Here is a 23,113-nt window from a genome sequence, read left to right on the forward strand (position 1 = left end):
AATCGTAATTAATAATATTTAAGTGATATTATCTTGATCATTTTTTTATATCTTATAGTAAAAATAGCGTAAAAATGGGATTATTAAAGTAAATTTTTATCATAAATTTTAATATTTTAATTAATAATTTATTTTAAGAATATTACAATCTATTTAAATTTTATGCAAAAGGATGAGATGTGAAAAGATCCATTTTAAATAAAAAATGTATTTTTATAAGTGCAGCTTGTTGTGCTCTTTTGTTTGCAAATTCACTAAATGCTAGCGATCAAGAAAGTGGCAAATTTGGTGACATAAACAGTTGGCAGAGCGCTGAATATGAAGCATACTGGGGACTAAAGCGTATAAATGCGGCTATCGCGTATGCTCTTGGAGTGACAGGTAAAGGCGTGACGCTTGGTGTTATGGACTCTGGCGCATTACTTAGCCACCCTGAACTTAGTGATGGTAGGATAAGCGCACTAAAAATTTCTGGCAGCTACTACAAAGACGGACAAAAATATCCAGATACTGAGCACGGTAACTCTCCTTTTTTAAAAAAAGGAAGCACTGACAAAAACAGAGCTGACTTTGGCGACTTTAAAAAAGGTGAAAAATTTGAAGCTGATGGCAACTGGATCGCTGGTGTAAACGACTCGCACGGCACGCACGTAGCTGGTACAATTGCTGGCTCAAGAGATGGCAAAGGGATGCACGGTGTAGCATTTGGCTCAAAACTTATAGTAGGAAATACCGGTGGAACCGACGGTATGACATATGGACCAAACCAAGACTACAACTTCTTTTTAGCATCTTACGAGGGACTAGCCAAAGGTGGCGCAAGAGCTATAAATAATAGTTGGGGTTCAAACCGAAAATTTTATAAAGCTTATGAGGGAGCAACTGGATTTGATGGTGGCAATAGCTTAGATATAAAAGACCTTGACGCAGCCTATAAAAGCTACTATCCATTTGTCACAAATGGTAAAAATTTCATGGATGCCGCTTATGAAGTCGCCAAAAAATACGGCATCATTCAAGTCTTCACTGCCGGAAATAGAAATGGCATGAAAGAGTCATACACAAGGGCAATGCTTCCATATTTTCGTCCAGATGCTGAAAAATACTGGATAAACGTCACTGGAGTGACAGATGGCGATGCACAACATTTTAATACCGCGGGACACTCAAAATGGTGGAGTATCGCAGCACCTGGTAAAAGTATAAAATCAAGCACGGTTGATCCTAAAAATGGAAACGCTGGTTACGAGAGCTGGGATGGTACATCAATGGCGGCTCCACATGTCACTGGCGCACTTGGTCTTGTCATGCAAAGATATCCATATATGAGCAACTCTCAAGCAAGAGATGTTTTACTAACTACGGCAAGACAAGTTAGAGATGAGTTTAAAAAGCCAGCCGATACAAGAAGAATTTCTGGTTTTACTGCGCCACTTGGCGTACCTGATGAGCGCTGGGGCTGGGGAGCACTTGATATGTCAAAGGCTATGTTTGGACCAGGACAGCTACTAGGCGTATTTGATGTAAGTCTAGACACAGATGATCTTTACTCAAATAATATCAGTGATGTAGCTATAAAATACAGAAAGACTGAAGATGAGGCAGAGGCAAAAATTTGGGCTAATCGCAAGGCTGAGCTTAAGAAAATGTCAAATTTAACAGCCGAGCAAAGGGCTGAACTTGATATAGGTAACGCTAGAGAAAAAGCAAGAGAGCAAAGAGCTAGCGAAGGTTATGAAGGAACTCTTATTAAGAGAGGTCTAGGCACTCTAAAACTAGCAGGCACCAACTCATACACTGGCAAAACCATAATAAAAAGTGGCAAGATCACAGCACTAAATCAATCACTAAAATCAAGCGAAGTAGTAGTCGAAAATGGTGGTGCACTTGAGATTGTTAAAGAGATGAGTGTTAGAGAGATTGATAGAAATAAATTTTCTCAAAAGCTATCTTTTAAAGACGTAACTAGAAAAAGTACAAATGATGCAGTAACAGCTACTATAAAAACAGGTGGTAGTTATATCATCTCAAATAACGCAGCAAATTTAAATCTAAAATTTGAAAAGAACTCTATCATAGATATAAGTAAGCCAGATGTAGATATCATGAAAAGACTATATGATGATAGCTCAAAGGCAAAAACTTACGCAGTAACTGGAAATTTTAGTGGCTATAATAACACCATCTTAAGAAAATATGCATTTTTTGACCTTACTAGAAATTATAGTGACAACAAGCTAGAACTAACACTCAAAAAATCAAAAAATACAATAACAAGTATCGCAGCTAGCGATAACCAAAAAAGAGTAGCACAACTCATAGAGAGTACAGCTAGCAGACCAGCACTCCTTGCTTCGCCGTTTAGAAGTAGACCAGCAGTCATCACGAGTGATCTGTACAGACACTTCATCTACGCTACACCAAAAGAAGCAAGTGATACGCTAAAAACATTTGCAAATAATGCAAATTTAGCTCAACATAATGCATTTTTACTAGAAAATATCTTGCTCAAAAATGCAATCATTAATCATGAAATTGATCCATTTGGTGCAAAAGCAATTGATACGAGTGGCATGAAATTTTGGTCAAACACCATGGCTAATGCTATGAAATTTGATGATGTAAAAGCAAACTCATTCACTCAGCTTTTTGGATTTGACGGCAATGTAAATGATGCTTTCACACTTGGTGGTGTGCTTGGTGCTAGCAATGAAAAAGTAAAAGAAGATGGCGATGATGCTTATAAAACAAAAGGTACAAGCATCGGCATCTACGGAAAAAGCCTGATCGCTAGCACAAAACTAGACCTCGGTCTCATATACACAAATGCAAAACGAAAAACGCAAAATGGTGCTACGATTGCTAGCTTTTACTCAGACGAGCATGTAAAAAGCAAGGAAAAAGCACTTACTGCTTACGCAAATTTGGCACTAACAGCATTTAATAGTGCGAATTTCTCACTAAATCCTTATGTGGGCGCAAGCTATCTACGTATGAAAACTGATAGCACTAGCCAAAATGTAGGAATTTTCAGAATGGATGTTGATGAAAAAACTAGAAATTTAGGTGTATTTAGCATAGGTCTAAACCCTAGTGTGCCATTTAGTCTTGGTAGTACAAAGATGAAATTTGAAGCTGATCTAGCCTACAATAGACTAGTTGGCGATACAAGACCAAATATCGGCGTAAATATCGCAAATGCTGGATACTTGGAACTTGAAGGAAAAGAGGTGCGCGATCTTGGCACAGCTAGCCTTGGTGTAAAGGCGAATGTTTATAAAAATATAAATTTAGGCCTATCTTACACAGGTGCTTTTGCTAAAGACGTGAAGTCAAACAGCGTAAATGCGAAATTTGAAATTTTGTTTTAATAGTTAAATATGCTCGCTACTTTAAATAGTAGCGAGCCATTAAATTAAAATAGTTGAGTAAAAGAAAAACCGTTCTTAGTAAGAACTTCTTTGATCTTTTCTTGATGCTCAAGACCCTTTGTCTCAAGCGTGATCGTAATGCTTGCATCGCCATAATCAAGCCTTGTTGAGAAGCGATCGTAGTCGATTTTGACGATGTTTGCGTTTGCTGATTTTAGGCTATCAGTTAGACTCATGAGCGCTCCTGGCTTATCCACAAGCGTTATTTGCAAAGTCATCTTGCGGTGAGACTTGATAAGACCTTTTTCGATGATGATAGAAAGTACCTGTACGTCGATATTTCCACCACTTAGCACCACGCCTATCTTTGCACCTTTTTTAAATTTGATCTTATCATGCATGAGTGCTGCCACACCAGCTGCGCCAGCTCCTTCCACAACGATCTTTTGCGTCTCTAGTAAAAACAAAATCGCAGTTGCGATCTCCTCGTCATCAACTTGCACAAACTCATCAACACACTCAATAATATTTGCCAGCGTGATTTCGCTCGCATCACGCACAGCGATACCGTCAGCTATGGTGCGGACTGATTTTGAGTTTATGCTCTTTTTAGCGCCATAGCTATTAAACATCGCTGGAGCACCTTTTGCACCGACACAGATTACTTTTGTCTTTGGATTAACTTGTTTTATACAGCTTGCCACACCGCTAGCTAATCCGCCGCCGCCAACTGGGACGATGACTATATCAAGATCGCTTATCTCATCAAGCATCTCAAGCCCAACAGTGCCCTGCCCCGCCATGACGTACTCGTCGTTAAATGGATGAACAAAGGTCATACCCTTATCTTTGGCGTAATTAACTGCAAAAGCATACGCCTCATCGAAATTATCACCTTTTAAAATAACTTCTGCACCAAGGTCTTTCGTACCAGCAACCTTTAAAAGCGGGGTTGATTCTGGCATGATGATACAAGCATGCACGCCAAATTCTTTCGCACTTATCGCTACACCTTGAGCATGATTGCCAGCACTTGCAGCCACGACTCCACGCTTTCTCTCTTCGTCACTTAGGCTAGCTATTTTATTATATGCGCCTCTTATTTTATAAGCTCCAGTTCGTTGTAAATTTTCCTCTTTTAGATAGATGCTTGCTCCCAAATTTTTACTAAGTTTTGCACTCAGAGCAAATGGAGTTTTATTTACGAAATGACCGATCGTAATCTTTGCTTGGATGATTTTATTTAGTGAAACCATTTTTTTATTTTTCCTTTTTTAAATTATTCTTTTGCCCTTAGTAGCACGCCACACTCGATGTGATGAGTATTTGCAAACTGATCAAAAATGGCAAATTTTATCACTTTATGGCTTTTACAAAGCTCGCTTAAATTTTCTTTTAGAGTCTCTGGATTGCACGAGATATAGATGATGTTTTTAAAATTTTTGATGAAATTTACAACACTTTCGCTGAGTCCTGCACGGGGTGGATCAACAAGGACGTGAGAGAAGTTAAAGTCGCTTAAATTTATATCCTTTAGTCTATTAAATTCCCTAACGCCAGCAAATGCGCTCATAAGCTCATCAGCATCCATACGCAAAAATTTGATGTTTTTAGCCTTGTTTAGCTCACAGTTTTTAAGGGCATTTGCGATCGAGCTCTTTGAAATTTCAGTGGCGAGAACGTTTTTAAATTTAAACGAAAGCGGAATAGTAAAATTTCCATGTCCGCAGTAGAGCTCAAGGAGGTCAGCACCGCCTTGCACGCACTCTTTTGCCCAAGCAATCATCTTTTCATTTACGGCTCTATTTGGCTGGATAAAGGCATTCTCACTTAGGCTAAATTTATAAATTTCACCGCCAACGTCTAGCTCATCGATCAAATTTAGCTCACCACTTAGTAGCTTTTGCCCACGAGATCTGGCAAGTATGGTAACGTCAAGCTTGCTGGCTAGAATTTTCATAGCCACTTCAAACTCATTATCAAGCTTTTTGTGATAAAGAAGTGTAACCAAAATACCGCTTTTACAAGAGATAAATTCCACTCCAAAAAGCTTTGCGCGCAGTATTTCGTTCTCTTGTAAGCCATAAAGCAAGCTTGGCATAAGCTCTGAAATTTGCTCGCAAACCTTTGGACAATCATCTATAAAGACCTTTTTACCCTTTTCGCTTGCATGCATCGTGTAGCTAAGCTTGCTGCCTTCATGCCAGATACCAAACTCAGCTCTCGTGCGGTAGTGTTTTGGTGTTGAGCTAAAAACATCAAACTCGCCATCATAAAACTCTGAAAAATTTTGTTTTACAAGGTCAGTTTTAAATAAAATTTGCTCATCGTAAGGAGTAAAAAGAGTGCAAGAGCCGCACTCTTTTAAATAATTGCAATCCAAATTTATGCTTCTACTTTCTTTCCAACAAATCTAACTAATGCCCAAATCGCTAAAAATCCGCAAGGAAGCGCGATCCAAACGCTAAGACCAAGTGCAACTGGTAAGTAACCAACTAGCACACAAACCGCACAAACGCTAAGCGCATAGACCATTTGAGTTGATACGTGATCGATATGATTACATCCTGCGCCCATTGATGAAAGGATCGTAGTATCCGATATCGGTGAGCAGTGATCGCCAAAGATCGCACCTGTAAGTACACCTGAGATATTTACGATCATATATGCATGCATCGCATCGCCCTCTAGTCCGTAGTTTTTGCCGACCGCATAAGCTAACGGGATAGCAAGAGGCATTAAAATTCCCATTGTGCCGTAGCTTGTTCCAGTTGAGAAGCTAATAAATGAACCAAGGATAAAAACAGCAACTGGCAATATAAATTTAGGTGTTGAAGAGCTTAGTAGATCAACCAAATATCTTGATGTGCCAAGCTCTTTGATAACAGCACTAAGACTCCATGCAAGAAGCAAAATCACAACTGTAATTATCATAGTTTTCCAGCCTTTTACCCATGTGCTGATAGCCTCTTTTACGTCAAAAATTTTACGCCAAACGCCCATTGTGATAGCTACGATACTAGCAAGTAATGCTGCTTGAAATAGCGATGTAGCCGAGTCTGCTGCGCCAAAAGTATCTTTAAATGTAGAAAATGAAAGCGGATTGACAAGTGCATTTTTAAGAGCATCACCCTCAAGTGCAGCAAGACCACTAAAATAAAAACTAGTAAATGCGCCAATGACCAGCACAAGAAGTGGCACAACAGCATTTGCAGCGCTTAGTTTTACACCCTCTTTTGGCTCAAGTGTTTTATCTTCAAGATCTTGGATTTGAGTTTTACCTGAGTGAAGCTCGCCTCTTCTAGCACGTCTTTCAGCTAATAGCATTGGTCCGTATTCACGTTGCATCAAGGCTGTACAGACTATAAAAAATAAGATGAAGAGGTTGTAAAATCTATATGGAATTGTCTCAATAAATATAGAATAAGCGTTAATACCAGTTTCTCCAACTAGTTCATAGCCCTTTTCGATGAGTGAAACCTCAAGGCCAACCCATGTCGAGATTATAGCAATACCAGCGATCGGTGCTGCGGTAGCATCAATGATAAAAGCTAGCTTTTCGCGGCTTATTTTAAATTTATCGCTTATTGGTCTCATAATTGGACCTACAATTAGAGCATTTGCATAGTCATCAAAAAACACAAAAATTCCCATGAGCCATGTTGAAATTTGAGCTGAAATGCCGCTTTTTGCCTTTTTACTAAGCCAAAGAGCAACCGCCTTTGTGCCACCCATCTTTGTAATGAGTGCGACCACACCACCGATACAAAGCACTTGAAGTAAAATTCCTGAGTCAGTCTTATCAGCCATTGATTCAACGACCCTTGAAACGATGCCGGTAAAGCCTTTTACGATACCCATAAAGATGTTTTCATTGATGATGTTTATGAGAAACGTTCCGCTAAAAACACCTATAAATAGCGACAAGATGACGTCTTTTGTGATAAAAGCAAGTGCTATTGCCACAACAGGCGGTATAAGCGTGAATACGCCATAAATTTCAGCGTTTCTCTTTGCCACTTCTGGATCGACACCAAAAAGCGCAACGCTAAAAAAAAGTAATAATAAAATTTGTCTCACAAGAACTCCTTAAAATTTTTCTATCGCAAGCCCAGCCCAAGTCTGCGTATTTGCCATGACTTCGACTCTATTTATATTGACACTTCCAGGCATATTTAGACAATTTACCAAAATCGTCGCGATATCCTCAGATGTGATGAAATTTGTATTTTCATAAAGACTATCCGCCTTTGCCTTATCTCCCCTAAACCTAACCTCGCTAAATTCAGTCTTGCAAAGCCCTGGCTCGATGTTTGTGACTCTAATATTTGTACCTACTAGATCGTTTCTTAAATTTAAACTAAACTGCTTTACAAAGGCCTTTGTAGCACCATAAACGTTGCTTCCAGGATATGGCCATGAGCCAGCTGTCGAGCCAATATTAAAGACATAGCCCTTTTCTTGCTTATAAAGTAGTGGCAAAACCGCCTTTGTTGAGTAGATAAGACCCTTGACGTTGGTGTCTATCATCGCCTCAAAGTCCTCCACCTTTGCATCTATCGTCTTTTCAAGTCCAAGCGCCATACCAGCGTTATTTACAAGCACTTCGATGTCTTTAAAATTTTCAGGCAAGCTCTCTACTGCGTCAAAAACAGCTTCTTTATCGCGTATGTCAGCTACAATGATATGCGTATCGCCAAACTCGCTTGCAAGCTTCTTTAGCCTATCTTCGCGCCTTGCAAGAGCGACTATCTTGTAGCCCTCTTTTGAGAGTCTTCTGGCGATCGCCTCGCCAAATCCAGATGTTGCACCAGTTACAAAAGCTGTCTTTTTCATGATTTTTCCTAATTGAAATTTGGCTTTAAACCCAAATTTTCTAAAAATTTGATCGTCTTTTCGTTTTGTTCTTTCATGGCATAGTCAAGCGCGTTAAATCCAGCGTCATCAGTCGCGTTTATATCAGCGCCACTATCTATCAAAAGCTTTAAAATTTCTGGCGTTGCGTGAGCTGCTGCATGCATAAAAACGCTTCTGTTCGTATGCTCTAGACCGCATGTATCTTCAACTTGCGTCACACCCAAATTTATCATATTCATCTTGGCATTTTCATCTATGTAGCTCTCGTTGACATTGGCGCCATTTTTTAGCAAAAGCTCACAAAGTGGCTTATCGCTAAACTGCACAGCATAAAAAAGTACACTTTTTCCAAAGAAATTTTTATGATTTACGTCGGCTTTATTTGCAAGTAAAATTTTTACATTTTCTATATTTTTTAAAGCAAAAAATAGCGGTGTCTCATCACCCAAATTTACATCAGCCCCACGCCTTATGATCTCTTTTATCATGTCGCTACTTTTTTCGTTTAAAAGTGCGATATTAAGTAAATTTGTAAGCTCAGCGGTACTGAAATTTTTCGAATAGAGCAAATTTGCCAGCTCATCGGAATTTATCCTTTGAGCCATCATATTTTGCTCAGGTGTTAAAATTTTAGCTTTATTTACACTTTTACCGACACCAAAAGTTAAAAACTCATTTACCACGCTAGTTGCGTAGTAAGCGGCGCTTGGTGTATCAAGTCCCAGGCTTTCATAAAATTTTACAAGCGGAGTTTGAGCATTTTTGTAAGCTTCGATAAATTTTTTATATTTTAAAAAATTAAATAAGCTCCCGTTTGCCCAGTATCTAAGATACTCCATTCTGGCGTCTTTTTCACCCTCAGCAACCTCTGGCTTTGCAAGCTCTTTTTGATAAAACTCGGGCGCAAATGACGCTTTTAACAAAAGCCATCTGAGCTTGTTTAAATTTTCTTTATAAACTCTATCACCAACGCAACTTTGAGACTCACTTCTCACAGCCACACTCGCATCAAAAAGCTCTTTTACCTCTTTTAAATTTAAAAGCGAACCATCACAGTAAAATAGCCCCTCATTCGCGTAAGCAAGATCGTTTGGAGTAGTTTTAAAGCTCTCTTTTTTGGCAAGATCACTGCACTCTAAAGCGTGTAAATTTATCAAAGAACAAACGCTAAAAAAGAGAAAAAAAACTACTTTTTTCATCAAAACTCCTTAAAATTTCGCGATATTGTAACAAATTTATATGCTAAACTCGCTTATTTCATTAAAATTTAGATATTTATAAATTTCATCTTTATTAAAGCTAAGACTATCTTTTACTATCTTTTTATATTCACCTACACTTGGTAAATGTCCAAGTAGCGCACAAACAGCAGCTAGCTCGGCACTTCCTAGATAGACCTTCGCACCCATGCCCATTCTGTTATCAAAATTTCTGGTTGATGTAGAAAATACCACTGCGTTATCGTTTACTCTTGCTTGATTACCCATACAAAGCGAGCAGCCTGGCACCTCCGTCCTTGCGTTTAATCTTTTAAAAATTTCATAAACACCTTCATCTTCAAGTGTGCTTTTATCCATCTTTGTCGGCGGTGCTATCCAAAGCCTAGTTGTAAGCTTGCTCTCATGCTCCAAAATTCTAGCAAGCGCCCTGTAATGGCCGATATTTGTCATACAGCTTCCCACAAAGACCTCGTCGATTTTATGCACTCTTTTGTCATCAGCTAAAATTTCGCTTAGCGTTGCCACATCATCTGGGTCATTTGGACACGCCAAAATCGGCTCATCTATCTGAGCTAGATCAATCTCCAAAATTTCAGCATATTTTGCATCTTTATCGGCTCTTAAAAGCGTTGGATTTTCTAGCCATTTTTGCATTTTTTCTTTTCGTCTAAGCAGAGTCTCACGGCTCTCGTAACCAGCTTTTATCATCGCATCAATTAGCGCAACGTTTGAGCGAACGTACTCCACGACACTATCAACGCTTAAATTTACCACACAAGCAGCCGCCGAGCGTTCAGCCGAAGCGTCACTTAGCTCAAACGCCTGCTCTACTTTTAGATTCTCAAGCCCTTCTATCTCTAAAATTTTGCCTGCAAAAATGTTCTTTTTGTTTTTCTTTTCAACACTTAAAAGCCCTTTTTTGATAGCAAAATAAGGTATCGCATTGACAAGATCACGAAGTGTCACGCCCTCTTTTAGCTCGCCTTTAAATTTGATCAAAACTGACTCTGGCATATTTAGCGGCATCATGCCAAGCACCGCTGCAAACGCCACTAGGCCGCTGCCCGCTGGAAAGCTGATACCAATAGGAAATCTCGTGTGACTATCGCCACCAGTGCCCACCGTGTCAGGCAAGACCATGCGGTTTAGCCAAGAGTGGATGACGCCATCGCCTGGCTTTAGACTCACACCGCCACGTAAATTTATAAATTTTGGCAAGCTCTCATGCATCACAAGATCACTTGGTTTTGGGTAAGCGGCCGTGTGGCAAAAACTTTGCAAAACAAAATCCGCGCCAAAACTAAGGCTAGCAAGCTCTTTAACCTCGTCTCTAGTCATCGGCCCAGTGGTGTCTTGCGAGCCAACAGTTAAAATTTCAGGCTCCACATAAGCTCCAGCTCTAATGCCAGGTACGCCGCAAGCCTTGCCGACCATCTTTTGAGCCAGCGTATAGCCACCGCTCTGCTCTTTTGGCTGATCTGGCTTTATAAAAATTTGCTCCCCGCCAAGCCCTAGAGCCTCTCTAGCCTTTTTGGTCACTTGGCGTCCTATCATAAGTGGTATCCTGCCACCTGCTCTTATCTCGTCGCTTAGAGTATTTGGGCTTAGTTTAAAATTTGCCACGAGCTTTTTCTCGCTGCCAATAAGCTTATAAATTTCGCCTTCAAATGGATAAATTTCTATCTCATCGCCCATTTCTAGCTCATTTACGTTTGCAACTATCGGCAGTGCGCCACTATCTTCAGCGGTATTAAAAAATATCGGAGCTATGGTCGTGCCTATCACGATACCGCCCGTTTTTTTGTTTGGCACGCCCTCGATCTCATCGCCAAGGTGCCACTGGATCGAGTTTATACCGCTCTTTCTGCTGCTGCCAGTGCCAACCACGTCGCCAACATACGCCACTTTTTTACCACGAGTTTTAAGCTCTTTTAAAATTTCTAGACCCTCAGGCATCTTTTTAACAAGCATCGCTTTTGCATGAAGTGGTATGTCGGCCCTTGTATAGGCCTCGCTCGCTGGACTTAAGTCATCAGTATTTGTCTCACCAGGTACTTTAAAAACGACTGCGTTTATACAGGTTTCAATTGGTCTTTTATGCGTAAACCACTCCGCATTTGCCCAAGAAACAAGCACCTCTTTTGCAAATTTATTGCTACTTGCTAGCTTTACGATCTCGTCAAAATATTCATGCACTAGGATGATATTTTTTAGCTCATTTGCCGCAGCTTGTGCAATATTTTCATTGCTATTTTTTAGAGCTCGCACCAAAATTTCAACGTTATATCCGCCAAGCATCTTGCCTAAAATTTTAATAGCACGCATAGCGTCAAGGCCGTTAACAGCAAGCCCGTCTATTACTTCACCAAGAAATTCTGCCTTTATCTTCGCTGCATCATCAACGCCGGGATTGATACGAGTTTCAAGCAAATTTATAAGAAATTTTAGCTCGCTTTGTGCCTTTTCGTCGCAACTAGACTTGCTGGCAATCTTTATTAGCTCGCAAATTTCGCTTGTTTGCTTGGCATTTAGCGCAAGCGGTGGCACGCCCTCTTTTTCTCGCTCGCTCACGTGTTTTTCGTAGTCGGTAAAAAAGCTCATGAAATTCCTTTGTGGTTTTTGCTCGTTATTTTTAGTTTAAAATCGCTAGTTTTGCTTGCATTTTATCAAAAAGCAAAACAAACTAAAGTAAAATTTGCCCAAAATTTCAAATTTCAAGGAGCAAATGTGTCAAAAGCTTACCTAAAATCGCCTATCGGAATTTTGGAGATCGTTGCAAGTAAAAATGGAATTTGTGAGATAAATTTTGTAGATAAATTTGAAAAAATTGCAGTAAAAGATGAAAATTTAAAGCTTTGCTTGGATGAGCTAGAGGCTTATTTTAATGGCAAGCTTAAAAAATTTAGCGTAAGGCTTGATATAAAAACAACTAATTTTAGAGCAAAAATTTACGAGGCTTTACAAAAAGTACCATACGGAGAAACGACCACATACGCGTCCCTAGCACTTGCCGCAGGTCACAAAGATGCCTACCGAGCGGCAGGATCAGCAAATGCTAAAAATCCAGTGCCTATCATCATCCCTTGTCACAGAGTGCTAGCTAGCAGTGGGCTTGGCGGATACTCGGGTGGAGATGGCTTGCCAACTAAAATCTGGCTTTTAGAGCATGAAGCAAAGCATAAATAGCTAAAAATTTACAGCAAAACAAAAGTCCGGCAAATTTTAAAATTTATGAACGAGTATATCACATCTCCAAATTTAAGCTTACTAGAGTTTTAAACCACATGCTACGTTTTAGCGCCATTGAATGCACCTTGAACGTGAGGAATCTAGTAGATTTAAAAAGGAAAATAAGAGGACGGGCTCGTAATTCAAGCCCCATTGTCTCTCTTTTGAATAAAAAGGAATTTATAAATTTAATAAAGCGTTTTCAAATTTTAAAACTTCATTCACTTGCAAAAACTAAAATCTAAATTCGCTTACCGCTTAGTTCAAATTATAGAGCCGAAATCACTCGTTTATGAAATTTTAAAATTTATTTTTCTCTAATGTTCTGCATGTGTTTATATTGTTTAAATTATTAATTGTCTTTATACGTTATATGGCTTTTTGCTTGAATTTTAGAATCGTCAAAATTTATAAATTTTCCTAGCCTTAATCTCGCTTAGGGCTAGGAAAGGATTATTTTTTAGCTACAAGGGCATTTTTTAGCACATCATCAATCGTATCTACGGCGATGATCTTCATATCAGCTTTTACCTCAGCTGGGATGTCGACAAGATCGCGGTCGTAGTTTTTACGAGGTATCAGAGCTGTTTTGATGCCAGCTTTGTGAGCGGCGATGAGCTTCTCTTTTAGTCCGCCGATAGGTAGCACCCTGCCAGTTAGCGTAATCTCACCAGTCATTGCTATGTCGTGTCTTACCTTTGTGTCGGTTAGTATAGATGCGATCGCAGTTGCCATAGTTATGCCAGCGCTTGGACCATCTTTTGGCACTGCACCTTCTGGCACGTGCAAGTGAAGGTCGTAGCGTCTATAAACGTCGCTGGCTTCTAGCTTGTGTTTGTCGTCGTCAAATTTTGGCACGATAGCCATTGGCACTTTTAGTTTTTTGTTGTCTATCAGCACTTTAACAACGCTAAATGCGATCTGAGCGCTCTCTTTCATCACGTCGCCTAGCTGACCGGTGATCTGCATATTGCCTTTGCCTTGGATCCTGATAGCCTCGATCCTTAGCACGTCGCCACCAACACTCATCCACGCTAGACCATTTACTAGGCCGATCTGATCTTTTTTATCCGCTGGCTCGATCTCATAGACCTTTTTCTCTAAAAATTCTTTCAAATTTTTAGCCGTGACGCTGATCTTGCCCTCATTTTTTTTAGTGAGGATATTTTTGGCGACTTTTCTTAATATATCAGCGATCCTGCGGCGTAAATTTCTCACACCGCTCTCTCTTGTATAGTCGCTAATTATTAGCTCAAGTGCCTCTTTGCTGATGCTAACATCGCTTGGTTTTAGACCATGCTTTTTAAGCTCCTGAGGCAAGAGATATTTTTTAGCGATCTCAAATTTCTCTTGTGGAGTGTATGAGCTAAGCTCGATAAACTCCATCCTATCTCGAAGTGCGGCTGGGATCATGCTTACATCATTTGCTGTAGCGATAAAAATGATCTTGCTAAGATCGATGTTGAAATTTAAGTAGTAATCTCTAAATTTATTATTTTGCTCAGGATCTAAAATTTCAAGTAAAACCGCGGTTGGATCGCCTCTGTAGCTTCTACCAACCTTGTCGATCTCGTCTAAAACAACCACTGGATTCATCTGCTTAGCTTCTATGAGCCCTTGCACAATGCGACCTGGCATAGCGCCTATGTAGGTGCGGCGGTGACCTCTTAGCTCATTTACGTCCTCAAGTCCGCCAAGTGCGATCCTAACTAGTTCGCGCTTTAACGCCTTTGCGATCGAGTTTGCAAGGCTTGTTTTGCCTACGCCTGGAGGGCCTGCAAAGCATAAAATGGCGCCGTTATTTACCTTTTCGCCAACACCTCTAAGCTCCAAAAGCTCACGCAAGGCAAAATACTCTTCGATGCGCTCTTTTGGCTTCTCTAAGCTGTAGTGATCGGCATTTAGGTGCTTGCTCACTTCAGCGATAGATGATTTTTTCTTAGCTACATTTTCAAATGGTATCTCAAGTACCCAATCAAGATAGCTTTGCAAAGTGTTTGCATCAGCTGAGTCTGGGTGCATACGCGAAAGCTTATCTATTTGTTTTTTGATCTCTTTGTAGGCATCCTCAGCCATAAATTTCTTCTTCGCATCAAGCTTTTTGCGGTACTCTTCAAGCTCCTCTTCACGGCTCGTGTCCGCTCCAAGTTCGGCTTGGATTTGCTTTAACTGCTCTTTTAAAAAGTACTCTTTATTTGTCTTATCGATCTTTGAATGGACTTTATTTTTTATCTCTTTTTGAAGTTTATTTGCCTCGATCTCTTCGATGACGTAGTCAATTAGTTTTAGCAAGCGCTGCTCTAAATTTTCCTCGACAAAAAAACTATATGCGATCTGTTTTTTTAAGCGAAGTGCACTTGAAACTAGGTCACAAACCCTGATCGCCTCAGCGCTCTCTTCGATCGTTTTTAAAAGATCAGGCGGGAAAAAATGGCTAAACTGCGAAAGCTCTCTTACTTTTTCTCTTAAAACCACTATGAGTGCGTCAGTTTTGACCTGCGATGGGCGCTTGACGTGGAGCATATCGACAATGCCACGGAGCGGATTTATGCCTGATTGTTTTAAAATTTTACCTTTATCAATGCCCTGAAATAGTACCTTCACGCGTCCATCGGGTAGTGGCACACGGCGCATTATCGTGCCGATCACACCAGCATCATAGATACCATCAAAGTCTCTAGCGCCGTCTTGCTGAGGCTTTGTGGGTACCACAAGGATCGGAGTCTCTTCTTGTATGGCAAGTTCGAGTGCCTTTAAATTTTCATCGTCGCTTAAAAAAAGCGGAGTTATCATAAATGGATATAAAAATAGCTCGTCTTCAACAATGATGGGAATTTCGGTTGGGAAGCCTTTATTTTCGTTTATTTGCAAAATTTCTCCTATTCAAACAGTTTTCTATACCATGCCACGTCAGGTTTGATAAGATCCGAGTTTCTAAACGGCGAATCTTCAAGCTTTTGCTCATAAATTTTAGCCGAAACATCACGACCGGTCCTATTGTAAAGATCTGCTATTTGCATATCAAGGAAATAAAGTGCGAGCTTGAATTTAATAAGCATAGTCTCAATAAGTGGCTTATATTCAGTATTTGGATACATATAAAGAAATTTCTCAATCTCCGTTACGCTATCTTCCATAAGCTTTTGATTACGGTTTGGCTGGGTAAATGAGTCAAAATTTGCTTTTATCTTTAGATACTGAGCAAACTCTGTTTTTGGGCCGTTGTCGCCGTATCTTTTGATATACTCGTCAAGATAGTGATTTGCCATTAGATACTCTTCGTCATTTGCGTGAGCTTGGGCAAGGATGAGTAAAATTTGCTCCAAAAGCGGGCTTGCTACGTGCTCGCTAGCCATTGAAACGTAGTGTTTATCGGCCGCTTCAAGATCACCGTCTTTTATATCAGCGATAACCTGAGCATACCACTCATCAGGAGTTAGATTGTAAAGCTCGGTATATTTTTCAGCACAACCACTAAAAAGCCCCAAAAGAGCTACAACTGCTAGAAATTTAGAAAATCTTTTCATGCTTTTCCTTAAAAAGTTTAAATCCTCGTATTCTACATTTTTTGGCATTATTTTTGTATAAATTTTTTAAAACTATGATAAAATACGGCAACTTTACAAAATAGGAGTTAGTATGATTTTTAGTGTTAAAAGCCCTATTTTAGGCTTTGAGCATATCAAGACGATGGAGTTAATTGAACTTGATAAATTTTTTGTTAAGCTAGCAAGCAAAGATGATGAGACATCTTTTACAATGATAAATCCTTTTGCGTTAAGAAGCTACGAATTCGATATTCCAAGCTATTATGAAGATCTTATGGAGATTAAAGAAAGCTCTCAACTTAGAATTTATAACATTATCGTTGTTGCACTCCCGCTTGAAAAATCAACTGTAAATTTTATAGCTCCTATTGTTTGCAATATGGACAATATGACCTTATCCCAAGTCGTTTTAGACATTGCCAAATATCCTCAGTACGGGCAAGCTGAAATGATAGAAAATTTTATACAAAAATAGTAGCTAAAAGTTTTTAAAAATCTAAGGAGAGATTTTTTATTGTTATTTAGAGGATTTGTTGTGAAGATAGCATACTTACTCTGTTTTATTGTCACGTTTGGTTTTTGTGCACCCAGAGCTTGTACGACAGCAGAAGCAGCATCTATTGGTTGTAGTGGAGCAAATTATTCTTGCTTTATAGACGCTGAAGAGTACCAAGACAACTCTTCTAAAAATATTCCACATTGTATAAGAAAATCTGATAGAACCTGGACGATAGATACCAATAGCTTTTCTTCAGGCTTAGCACAAGATCACTATCATATTTACGTTGAGCAATTTTCTCCATGGAATCAACGATCATTAATAGGTATGTGGGATGATCACTCTAAAGGCTTAAGACAAAGATCAATAAATGGAAATCTAAATACCAGAGTAAATGGAGATATAGCTACCATTGGTGCTACTATTATGATTCCACAATACGCTGGATATAATTTTGTTCCAGATCCATCTAACGTAACAAGAACATCATCTACAGCCGATAGAATATTTTTAGATACTGGTAATTTTTCGCCTAGCAATTACACACTTTGTCAAACAACATATATTTATAATCCTAGCAAGCATCCTTATTGTAAAAATTCATCCTCTTCCACATTTGATTTTAGTGAGAAAAATACCTTTATACAAAATAATTTAAAAGGTAAAAACGTAGTCTATGCCAGGCTTTATTGGGGTGGCTCTCTTTATCAAAACTGGGCAATAAAAAATCTTGGATCAAATTTATATGTAAGTGCTTTAAATTACATAAAAGGATATAGCAGGATTGATTTTAAAGCTCCTGGAAAAAATGTAATTACAATAGATGCTGATCCAAAAGATGTCTTTTGGTTTGGCTCATTTAGTGAGTATAAACCAAAATCAATGACTCTTGAATCATATAATCAAAACGAGTCTAATAGCTACTATGTAAAGGCTGGAATAAACTACCAATATGTAGCAAGTGCTGATGTAACAGATATAGTTAGAGATTCTCTTGGTACTAGTGAGTCAGATAGGACATTTTATGCTGGTAATATCAGATCAACTACGATTCCCTTTAGTGATGAATTTATAGACCCAAATGATGGCACATATAAGGTAAACAACTCTACTAATAGAAAACTAAAAAAAACATACGGCACGCTACTATTCTCACCAGTTCAAGGGCAAAATGGCTACTGGATACAATCCATCGCACCACAATTTGCAGCTTGGAGTTTGGTCATCATTTATGACTTTGATGATAAAACTGCCGCAGCAAACAATATAGAGCCAAAGCTTGTTAGTATATTTGATGGACTAGAAAGGCTTGCAGCAGACTGGATGAAGTCAAGCGATCCATTTGGTACTGTAAAGAGCTCAACCGTAGATGTAAAATTTGAAAATATCTATACACCAAAAGCAGGCGATATAAATGCTACGCTTACAATGTTTTCTTTTGGTGGAAAGCCAGAAACAAAAGGTGAGAATATTGAAATAGAAAACGAAGGTAGCTATCTGAGTATAACCAGCAAATACAATGCAAAAGGTGATCAATTTAACTCAACCATGACAAAATTTGGACAACCTATAAATCTAGGCAAAAAATTTCACTCTCAAGCAGACTTAGATATATTTGATATATCAGACAAAATGTCACATTCCCAAAAAGAAGCAGATATAAAATTTACAGTTACAACAATTAAAAATTCAGGCAGTGCTAATGTTGTAAGCGCTGACCGTATAAATTTGGCTATGGTAGGCTTTTCTACCCGTATATATAAACCAGATGTTTGCTATATGGAATATATTTATGCAAAAAAACCTAGCGATAGTACTTTTACAAAGGTGCAAGAAAATACCCCAACGGTAGTGCCAGCAAATACTATTTTAAAAACTTTCGTTGAAGTTACAAATAATACTAATGAAGCTGCCCAAGACTTTGCACTAAAAGCTACAATAGATCCAAGCCAAATTTATAATCCAAACTCAACTTACATATACACAGATAAAGCATCACAAGGGCCTAGTGATCTGCTTACTATGTCAGGACAGGTACACTATAGCGACAACACAGGCTTGCAGCAATTAAGCGGAAATGACTTAACTTTTTATTTAGGACAAGGTGCGGCTGCAAATAAGGGTGGAGAAATGCTAATTCATCAAGGCAACTACGCTTATGCTATATATGAAACTACCCTTAAGTCTAAATTTGAGCCAAATAGTTACAAAGCCACGGTCGCAAATGCTGATATAAATTTACAGCCCTATGACACATACATAAGAAGATGTAGCAATCAAAACTACAACATTACTTTAGGTGTTAGTGCCAGTCCAAATAATTTCGTCGCAAGTAATAGACAAGACGATGGCTCGGCAGCTTTTAAAACTAAATTTAAAAATAGACTTCTAACCAAAATCGTTTCTACGCCATTTAATGTCTATATCACGAACTATGATACAGATGGCAATAAAAAAGTACCAGATGCCCCAGTAGATGTAAAAGTAGAGTTGGTCGAGTCTTGCAGTGCTCCAACAAATTTATATGAACAAGATATAACATTTAATGGCGTAACTGATATTTTGTTATCAGGCATTAGTATTGACAGAGCCTATAAAAGCGTAAAATTTAGAATTTCTCATCTTGATCCAGTGACAAATACTACAAAGATTGAATGCGAAAAATTAGATGATTTTGCCATAAGACCAAGTCACTTTAGGCTATGGGATACCGACAAGAATACGATAAATAATAACAATGTTTTAATAGGCGGCAAAGTTTATAATAACATTGCTCTTGCAGCTATGAAACCTCTTGATAGTGGCTTAGCAAATGGTTATATAAATAACATAAGTGGCTCAAATGGAGAGATAAAACTTGTACCAGCATATAGTGCGACTTGTGATCCTAGCATTATAGAGAGCGAGAACAAACTAAGCGTAGATTTTAACGATCCAAATAAAGCATTGGGTAAAATTTTCCGTCACACATCAAGTGGACCTGTTGGCTTTTCTTACTCAGATATAGGCGATACATATTTTTATGTATTAGATAAAGACTATACAATAACTGATCAACATACACCATCAAGAGCTGATGATTGTGTAAAAAACTCAATTAGCAACGATCCATCACAAGATACTGCTCAAGAAGGAAGGATCGGATGTAGTATAAAGCTAGAAGGTAATAGAGATTATTTATTTAGACCAAAAGATATACAAATAAGCAAGTTAAAGATAACGAAAGACAACGATATAACATACCTTGATAATGAAGGCATACAAAAAGCAAAGCTTGACTTTGAAGTAACTGCTAGGCTGTTTAACGATGACCCTGCAAAACTTTATAATGAAGATTGCTATGCAAAGAATATGAACTTTGACATAAAGCTAGACAGAGTTCCTTTAAATTTTACAGACAACGATGGCAATGCCGGTACATTAGCAAAAGCAAATGAAGAAATTTTATTTTTTGAAATTCCTGGCTCAAACACTAGAAAAGCAATAGATCCAAGTGCTACAAAATCAACATTTTATGTAGAAAAAAATACTTTTGTAAATGGCGTAGGCAAAGGTGAAGTATATTTTAATTTTGAAAGAAAAGTAAATCATGCTAAAAATCCTTTTACTATTTCAAGTAATGATTTTAGCTTTAGCGGTATGTCAGACAGCACCGATACAGTAAAAAAATATGAAAAACCAGCAACAGAAACGACAGCAAAATTTTACTTTGGTAGGGTTTATGCACCATTTTATGAAGGGCTTTATAGCGGTTTTTATGCCAAAATTTATTATGGTGCCTACTGCGATGGATGCAATAAAAATATCTATATGAAAGATAATGGCAAACTATGGCAAGACTTTCCAGCTGCACCATTTTGGGCTACCAACCCAAAACATAGTGCAGGAGTACTTAACTATCATGACTTTAGCTTTACAAACACTTACAGCGGCACTGTTTTAAGAAATGATGTAAGCAACATAAGCAATGGCGAGCAAATAATTTTTATAAGAAATCCTTCGGCAGTTACTGATGTGGCTAAAATGAGAGCACCTAGCTGGCTTCTTTATAGTGAATTTGATGAGAAACCTGAAACAAATAATTTCAATCTAAATTTTCTAGTACCAAATGGCGAATGGGCTGGTAAAGTCCTAAAGAGCAATAATATAGAGGATAAGACAAGCGGTGCAGTTGGAGGTTTTATAGGAGTAAAATCGAATAGTGATAGTAACCTAGATATAAGCGATAAGACAAACAGGAGAATAGAGTGGTAAAAAGAGGTGGCTTTTCATTGATAGAGCTTATCTTATCAGTGCTTGTAGTGGCCATAGTAAGTGCAAGCCTACCACTAGCAGTAAGAACTACTTCAAATTTAAGCGAGCAATCCTTAATGCAAGAAGGACTAATGAATGCTAAAACCTATATGTCATTAATATTAAAAGCACCATTTAGCGATCAAGTCTTAATAGCCGGTAAAAATACCATGCCATCATCTATAACCACCCAAGAGGCTATAATTTTTCCTCTTATTATCTGCGATCAAGGGGCAAATCCAGATTTTTATGAAAAAAGCGGTGTAAAAGGTGAAGGACATAGGATACTTGCATATCCAGTGCAAAATTCATCTGCATGTGCCACAAGGCCTAGTGATTCAAAGCTTCCAGAATCAATCAAAAGTGTAAATTTTAAAGTAAAATCTATCAAAAATTTTAATACCCAAAAATCCATCTCACCAACTGCTAGCACCACCAAACGCGACTTTATCATAGACACAGAAACGACTCCAACCATAACAAATGGAGCTGATAAATTTGTAGTTAGCACTCCTTTAAACGATAACGACGTTTTACAGATAAAGCTAGATACGACTATGAAAACTACAAAAGAGAGCAAAAGCGTACTTTATGGATATGCCTTTAATATAGGTGAAAGCAGTACTCTAAGTGTAAAAGAATGGAAATGAAAAAAACAAAAAAAGCTTTTACATTAATTGAGCTAATAATAGTCATCACCGTGCTTGGCGTTATCTCACTTATGAGCTTTAACACACTTATGAATTTATATCAAAACTATTTTCAAAGCAAAGTAATAAACGAACTAGAAACACAAAGCGAAATCGCTCTAGAGCAAATTTCAATGCTACTTAGCCACAGAATCAAACAAAGCGTTATCGCTAGAAAAAAAAATGGAGATTATCTAGCCCTAAATGATAGTGGCGTAAATTTAAGTAGTGACTTTGAAATTTTAGAATTTATCCCAGCTGCTTATGAGCTATTTGATGGCATAAACGAATATAAAGGAGATGATACTAACGGAGATCCGATCATCGAAGAAGGCATATATAGCGGATATGTAGATCTAGCAAATAGCTCTGTTGCAAATGGACTAAAAAGTCCTGGAAGCAAATTTAATGATGCTTTTAGAAACGGCGTAATGGACTTGACCTGCGAAAATGATAGCGATGAAGAAGATGTAAATAGTGGCTCTAGGTGCATAAACGCCAATAATGAAAATGGTGGTTTAGTAGCGATATTTTCTAGCATACTTTATAGGGTTGGTAGCAGCTTTGGCTATCAAGAAAATTTAGACCAAAGGCACTTAGATATCGCAAAAGTAGGCATACAATCAATCGACACGCTTAAAATTTCAAGTGATTTTAAAAATAAAAAAATTTCAGAACAGTATAAACTAGCTTACACAGCCATTGCCATAGCGCCAGCTGAGCAAAGTGCCGAGGATATACAAAACGGCTCTTTTGACCTTAAAATTTACTACAACTATAGGCCATGGCTAAATGAAAGCTTTAAAAAATTTAGCCCAACATCTACAAAGGCCATCAAAGCCGAAAGTGCAACACTAGCTAAACACGTAACAAGATTTGTCTTTACAGAAAAAAATGGAGTCATCGTGCTAAAGCTTTGCCTTAAAGCAGAAAAATCAGAAATAACCATTTGCAAGTCAAAGGCGGTTTATTGATGAGAAAAGGATTTACGTTAATAGCAGCGATATTTTTTCTAGTTGTAGCAGCTTCTATCAGCACTCTTGCCCTTTCGATAGCTAGCACATCAGCTAGACAAAGCAGTGAAATTTATCTAAGAGAGCAAGCACAACTCGTTGCTCAAGCAGCAGCAGAGTATGCGATGTTTGAAATTTTTAGAACCGATTTCTCAAACAAATGCCTAGATAAAGTAGATGGAGAATTTAACGATATGTTCGACTTTAAAGTAAAAATAACTTACTTTGGCGATATCGGCATATGCACTCCACCGACCATCATGCCAGGAACAAACGGAGTCGCAAGTACTGGCAATATGATCTTTGATGTTTTTGTAACATCAAAAGATAAAAAAACGCCAAATCCTATAAATTTTCACAAACGAACTCTTCAGAAACTTTAAAATTTTATAAAG

The 23,113-nt window shown here is 38.3% G+C and carries 15 protein-coding genes; 7 read left to right on the forward strand and 8 right to left on the reverse strand.

Going from position 1 to position 23,113, the window contains the following annotated elements; all coding sequences use genetic code 11:
- Positions 1 to 179: 179 nt before the first annotated feature.
- Complete coding sequence (locus CVS97_RS03195) at positions 180 to 3,371, forward strand: S8 family serine peptidase (RefSeq protein WP_107785041.1); 3,192 nt, start codon at positions 180 to 182, stop codon at positions 3,369 to 3,371.
- A 44-nt stretch (positions 3,372 to 3,415) separates the two neighbouring features.
- Here CVS97_RS03195 and ilvA read toward each other — a convergent pair whose 3' ends face one another.
- The 6 genes from ilvA to CVS97_RS03225 are packed head-to-tail and all read right to left on the reverse strand — an operon-like array spanning position 3,416 to position 12,049.
- Positions 3,416 to 4,627, reverse strand: coding sequence for a threonine ammonia-lyase (ilvA, locus tag CVS97_RS03200; RefSeq protein ID WP_021090937.1), 1,212 nt, complete (start codon positions 4,625 to 4,627; stop codon positions 3,416 to 3,418).
- 23 nt (positions 4,628 to 4,650) lie between these two features.
- Entirely contained in the window at positions 4,651 to 5,754 is a 1,104-nt protein-coding gene (gene trmA / locus CVS97_RS03205; RefSeq protein ID WP_107785042.1) for a tRNA (uridine(54)-C5)-methyltransferase TrmA, read from the reverse strand.
- Positions 5,755 to 5,756: 2 nt separating this feature from the next.
- A complete protein-coding gene (locus CVS97_RS03210; protein ID WP_107785043.1) occupies positions 5,757 to 7,451 on the reverse strand; it encodes a Na+/H+ antiporter NhaC family protein in 1,695 nt (564 codons plus the stop codon).
- 9 nt (positions 7,452 to 7,460) lie between these two features.
- Complete coding sequence (locus CVS97_RS03215) at positions 7,461 to 8,207, reverse strand: SDR family NAD(P)-dependent oxidoreductase (RefSeq protein ID WP_107785044.1); 747 nt, start codon at positions 8,205 to 8,207, stop codon at positions 7,461 to 7,463.
- An 8-nt stretch (positions 8,208 to 8,215) separates the two neighbouring features.
- Positions 8,216 to 9,427, reverse strand: coding sequence for an ankyrin repeat domain-containing protein (locus CVS97_RS03220; RefSeq protein ID WP_107785045.1), 1,212 nt, complete (start codon positions 9,425 to 9,427; stop codon positions 8,216 to 8,218).
- Positions 9,428 to 9,463: 36 nt separating this feature from the next.
- Positions 9,464 to 12,049 carry a bifunctional aconitate hydratase 2/2-methylisocitrate dehydratase gene (locus CVS97_RS03225; RefSeq protein ID WP_107785046.1) on the reverse strand — a complete coding sequence of 862 codons (2,586 nt, stop codon included), beginning with the start codon at positions 12,047 to 12,049 and terminating at the stop codon, positions 9,464 to 9,466.
- Between the two features lie 126 nt (positions 12,050 to 12,175).
- On the opposite strand from CVS97_RS03225, the gene CVS97_RS03230 reads away from it, so the two are divergent.
- Positions 12,176 to 12,634 carry a methylated-DNA--[protein]-cysteine S-methyltransferase gene (locus CVS97_RS03230; protein ID WP_107785202.1) on the forward strand — a complete coding sequence of 153 codons (459 nt, stop codon included), beginning with the start codon at positions 12,176 to 12,178 and terminating at the stop codon, positions 12,632 to 12,634.
- Positions 12,635 to 13,129: 495 nt separating this feature from the next.
- On the opposite strand, the gene lon is transcribed toward CVS97_RS03230, so the two are convergent.
- Both lon and CVS97_RS03240 read right to left on the reverse strand, forming a co-directional pair.
- A complete protein-coding gene (lon, locus tag CVS97_RS03235; RefSeq protein WP_107785047.1) occupies positions 13,130 to 15,547 on the reverse strand; it encodes an endopeptidase La in 2,418 nt (805 codons plus the stop codon).
- Positions 15,548 to 15,555: 8 nt separating this feature from the next.
- Positions 15,556 to 16,203, reverse strand: a complete 648-nt coding sequence (locus CVS97_RS03240) for an outer membrane protein assembly factor BamD (protein ID WP_107690928.1) — start codon at positions 16,201 to 16,203, stop codon at positions 15,556 to 15,558.
- A 112-nt stretch (positions 16,204 to 16,315) separates the two neighbouring features.
- Here CVS97_RS03240 and fliW point away from each other — a divergent pair, with 112 nt between their 5' ends.
- The 5 genes from fliW to CVS97_RS03265 are packed head-to-tail and all read left to right on the forward strand — an operon-like array spanning position 16,316 to position 23,101.
- Positions 16,316 to 16,699 (forward strand): flagellar assembly protein FliW, encoded by a 384-nt coding sequence (gene fliW / locus CVS97_RS03245; RefSeq protein ID WP_054196362.1) that lies wholly within the window; start codon positions 16,316 to 16,318, stop codon positions 16,697 to 16,699.
- A gap of 60 nt (positions 16,700 to 16,759) precedes the next feature.
- A complete protein-coding gene (locus CVS97_RS03250; RefSeq protein ID WP_107853274.1) occupies positions 16,760 to 20,977 on the forward strand; it encodes a hypothetical protein in 4,218 nt (1,405 codons plus the stop codon).
- Positions 20,971 to 21,666, forward strand: a complete 696-nt coding sequence (locus CVS97_RS03255; RefSeq protein ID WP_103560577.1) for a type II secretion system protein — start codon at positions 20,971 to 20,973, stop codon at positions 21,664 to 21,666. Before CVS97_RS03250 ends, CVS97_RS03255 begins: the two co-directional genes overlap by 7 nt.
- Entirely contained in the window at positions 21,663 to 22,679 is a 1,017-nt protein-coding gene (locus CVS97_RS03260) for a type II secretion system protein (RefSeq protein WP_234401429.1), read from the forward strand. The genes CVS97_RS03255 and CVS97_RS03260 overlap by 4 nt, the downstream gene beginning before the upstream one ends.
- Complete coding sequence (locus CVS97_RS03265; protein WP_103560627.1) at positions 22,679 to 23,101, forward strand: hypothetical protein; 423 nt, start codon at positions 22,679 to 22,681, stop codon at positions 23,099 to 23,101. The genes CVS97_RS03260 and CVS97_RS03265 overlap by 1 nt, the downstream gene beginning before the upstream one ends.
- Positions 23,102 to 23,113 lie beyond the last annotated feature (12 nt).

The sequence above is a fragment of the Campylobacter concisus genome, assembly GCF_003049735.1.
Taxonomy (GTDB): Bacteria; Campylobacterota; Campylobacteria; order Campylobacterales; family Campylobacteraceae; genus Campylobacter_A; species Campylobacter_A concisus_AN.